The sequence below is a fragment of the Sphingomonas sp. genome, from assembly GCF_042096255.1.
Lineage (GTDB): Bacteria > Pseudomonadota > Alphaproteobacteria > Sphingomonadales > Sphingomonadaceae > Sphingomonas.
Genome location: NZ_JBELLZ010000182.1, coordinates 1 through 2,830, shown reverse-complemented (window position 1 = coordinate 2,830; position 2,830 = coordinate 1). Strand labels below are relative to the sequence as shown.

The window sequence follows — 2,830 nt, the reverse complement described above, 5'->3', positions numbered from 1 at the left end:
ACGCAGGTCCCGGCTAGGCTATCTCAAGGTGACCAAACTGTTGGCGCTACGCGAGACCCCTGCCTGTTCTTATGGGGTCAGCCTCTAGAGTCGCGCGGCAACTGTCAACGGGGTGTCATCATGCCGCAAAAGAAAGTGCGGGTTCGGCGCTCAATGAGTTGGGACCGGCATGGGTAAGGGTCACCGGCACGAGGTCGCCGATCGCATGATCGCCCGTCAGGTGCACCGACTGGAGCCACGGCGACTTGCCCAGCATCTGGCCGGGCAGCTTGCCGCGCCGCTCGATCAGCACGTCGCAACTGCGCCCGACGCTCGCCTGGTTGAAGGCGTGCTGGTCGCGGTTGAGCGCGGCCTGGAGCCGCTGGAGCCGCTCGTCCATCACTTGGGCGGGCACGTGGCCGGTCATGTCGGCGGCGGGTGTGCCGGGGCGCGGGCTGTATTTGAAGCTGAACGCCTGGGCATAGCCGACCGCATCGACGAGGCTCAGCGTGTCCGCGAACTCGGCGTCCGTCTCACCCGGGAAGCCGACGATGAAATCGCCGGACAGCGCGATGTCCGGCCGGGCGGCGCGGATCCGGTCGAGCAGGCGCAGGTATGAATCGCGTGTGTGGCTGCGGTTCATCGCCTTGAGGATCCGGTCGTTGCCCGCCTGCACCGGCAAGTGGAGGAACGGCATCAGGCTTTCGACGTCGCGATGTGCGTCGATCAGCCCCTGCGCCATGTCGTTGGGGTGGCTGGTGGTATAGCGGATGCGGGCCAGACCGGGGATCTTGTCGAGCGCACGGATCAGGTCGTGCAGCCCGCGTTCGTCGCCGTCGCGCCAGGCGTTGACGTTCTGCCCCAGCAGCGTGATCTCGCGCGCGCCGGCATCGACCAGCGCCTTCGCCTCGTCCACGATCGCCGCGAACGGCCGGCTCACCTCCGCGCCGCGCGTATAGGGCACGACGCAATAGGTGCAGAATTTGTCGCAGCCCTCCTGCACGGTCAGGAAGGCGGTGGGCCCCACCTTGCGGCGGGCGGGGAGCGCGCCGAACTTCGACTGCACGGGCATGTCGGTGTCGACCGGGGCGGCGCCGGCGGCGGCCTGGGCGACCAGCTTGGGCAGGTTGTGATAGGCCTGCGGGCCGACCACCACGTCCACCTTCGCGCGGCGCACGATCTCCTCGCCCTCGGCCTGGGCGACGCAGCCGGCGACCGCGATCATCGGCGCGGCGGCGCCGCGACCGGCGCGGTCCTTGCGCATCCGGCCGATGTCGGAGAAGACCTTCTCGGTCGCCTTTTCGCGGATGTGGCAGGTGTTCAGCACCACCAGGTCGGCGTCGGCGGCATCGGCCGGCGTCAGCCCCTCGCCGGTCATCAGCTCGGCCATGCGCTCGCCGTCATAGACGTTCATCTGGCAGCCGAAGGATTTGACGGCAAAGGTCTTTGGCAGCTTCTGGGGGGGCGTTTCCATGGGGCGGCGCCTATAGCGCAGCCGGCGCTCCTTCGCCACCGGCGGCGGCGATGCGCGCACGCGCCTCCGCAGCGACGGCCTTGCGGCCGGGCACGTCATGCGGATCGAACGGATCGCAGAAGGTGAGGGTGGCGGTAAAGCTGCCGCGCCGGCGAAGCACGCGCATGGCATGGGCCTGGCCGGGCTCGTCGCCCACCCAGGCCAGCTCGCGCGTCGCCGCGCCATAGTCGATCCGCACCGGCTGGACGAGCACGCCGGGCGGCGGCGGATCGAGCACCGCCAGCAGCGCGGCCTTGAACGGCAGCAGTGTTTCGCCGTCCCCGGTGGTCCCCTCCGGGAAGATGGTGATCGCCCATGTGTCGGCGAGCGCATCGCGCAGCGTGTTGATCTGGTCGGCCACCGCCATCCGGTCCTCGCGCCGGACGAAGATGGTGCGGTTCAGCGTGCAAAGCCAGCCGACCAGCGGCACCTGCCGAAGCTCCGCCTTGGCGACAAAGGCGCTGCCGTTGCACCCGGCGAGGATCGGAATGTCCATCCAGCTCAGGTGGTTGGACACGAACACCACATCGCGGCGCAGCGGCGTGCCGACGATGCGGCGGCGCGCCCCAATGATCCAGCCGACGCTCGCCAGGAACCACTTCGGCCAGGGCGAGGGCAGGCGGACAAGCCGCCACAGCAGGTGCAGGGGCAGCGCGAGGAGCAGCGCGACGACAAGCGCCGCCAGCCGCAGCGCGATCCGGATCAAGGGCGCATCAAGCGAGGTCGGGCTCGCCCGCCGCCCGGGCGCGGGCCTCGCGGCTGGCCTCGGCCGCGGGCACCAGCTTGAACGCCGCGATCGCCGCGCCCAGCGTGATCGGCACCGTCACCAGCAGCGACAGCATGCCGGTCGACAGGCTGCCCGTCAGCGTCGAGACGCGCCCGGCCAGATAGGGGCCCAGCGCCAGACCGAGCAGCGTCGTGCCGATGAAATAGGTTGCCGTTGCGGCGCCGCGCATCCGCGGCAGCACCAGGTCCTGCGTGGTCGCCGCCGAATTGCCCAGCGCCCAGCTCGCGGTGAATTGTGCGATGAACAGGCAGACGTAAAGAACGATGGGCGTGTCCGTGGTGAAGGCGATGGCCATGAACGGCACCGGCAGCACCGCGCCCAGCGCCACCATGATCAGCCGCCCGCCCGGATGCCGCGCGCGAAGCCGATCGCCCAGGATGCCGCCCACCGTCACGCCGAGGAATCCGGACAATGCCCCTTGGCCCCCCAGGATCAGCCCGGCCTCCGCCGGCGAAATGCCCAGGTCGCGCATGGCCTAAGGTGCCGCCCAGAAGCCCGCGGCATAGCTGGGGAACGCGTTCAGGCCGTAGGCGACGACCGTGCACAGGAAT

3 protein-coding genes are annotated in these 2,830 nt (G+C 69.8%); all 3 read right to left on the bottom strand.

Features of this window, described 5'->3' with window-relative positions:
- Positions 1-118: 118 nt before the first annotated feature.
- From miaB to ACFDTH_RS17995, 3 genes are read right to left on the bottom strand one after another with little or no spacing between them, the layout of a single operon-like run.
- Positions 119-1,453 carry a tRNA (N6-isopentenyl adenosine(37)-C2)-methylthiotransferase MiaB gene (gene miaB, locus ACFDTH_RS18005; RefSeq protein WP_375288922.1) on the bottom strand — a complete coding sequence of 445 codons (1,335 nt, stop codon included), beginning with the start codon at positions 1,451-1,453 and terminating at the stop codon, positions 119-121.
- Between the two features lie 10 nt (positions 1,454-1,463).
- Positions 1,464-2,198 carry a lysophospholipid acyltransferase family protein gene (locus ACFDTH_RS18000; RefSeq protein WP_375288921.1) on the bottom strand — a complete coding sequence of 245 codons (735 nt, stop codon included), beginning with the start codon at positions 2,196-2,198 and terminating at the stop codon, positions 1,464-1,466.
- A 7-nt stretch (positions 2,199-2,205) separates the two neighbouring features.
- Entirely contained in the window at positions 2,206-2,751 is a 546-nt protein-coding gene (locus ACFDTH_RS17995; RefSeq protein ID WP_375288920.1) for an MFS transporter, read from the bottom strand.
- Positions 2,752-2,830 lie beyond the last annotated feature (79 nt).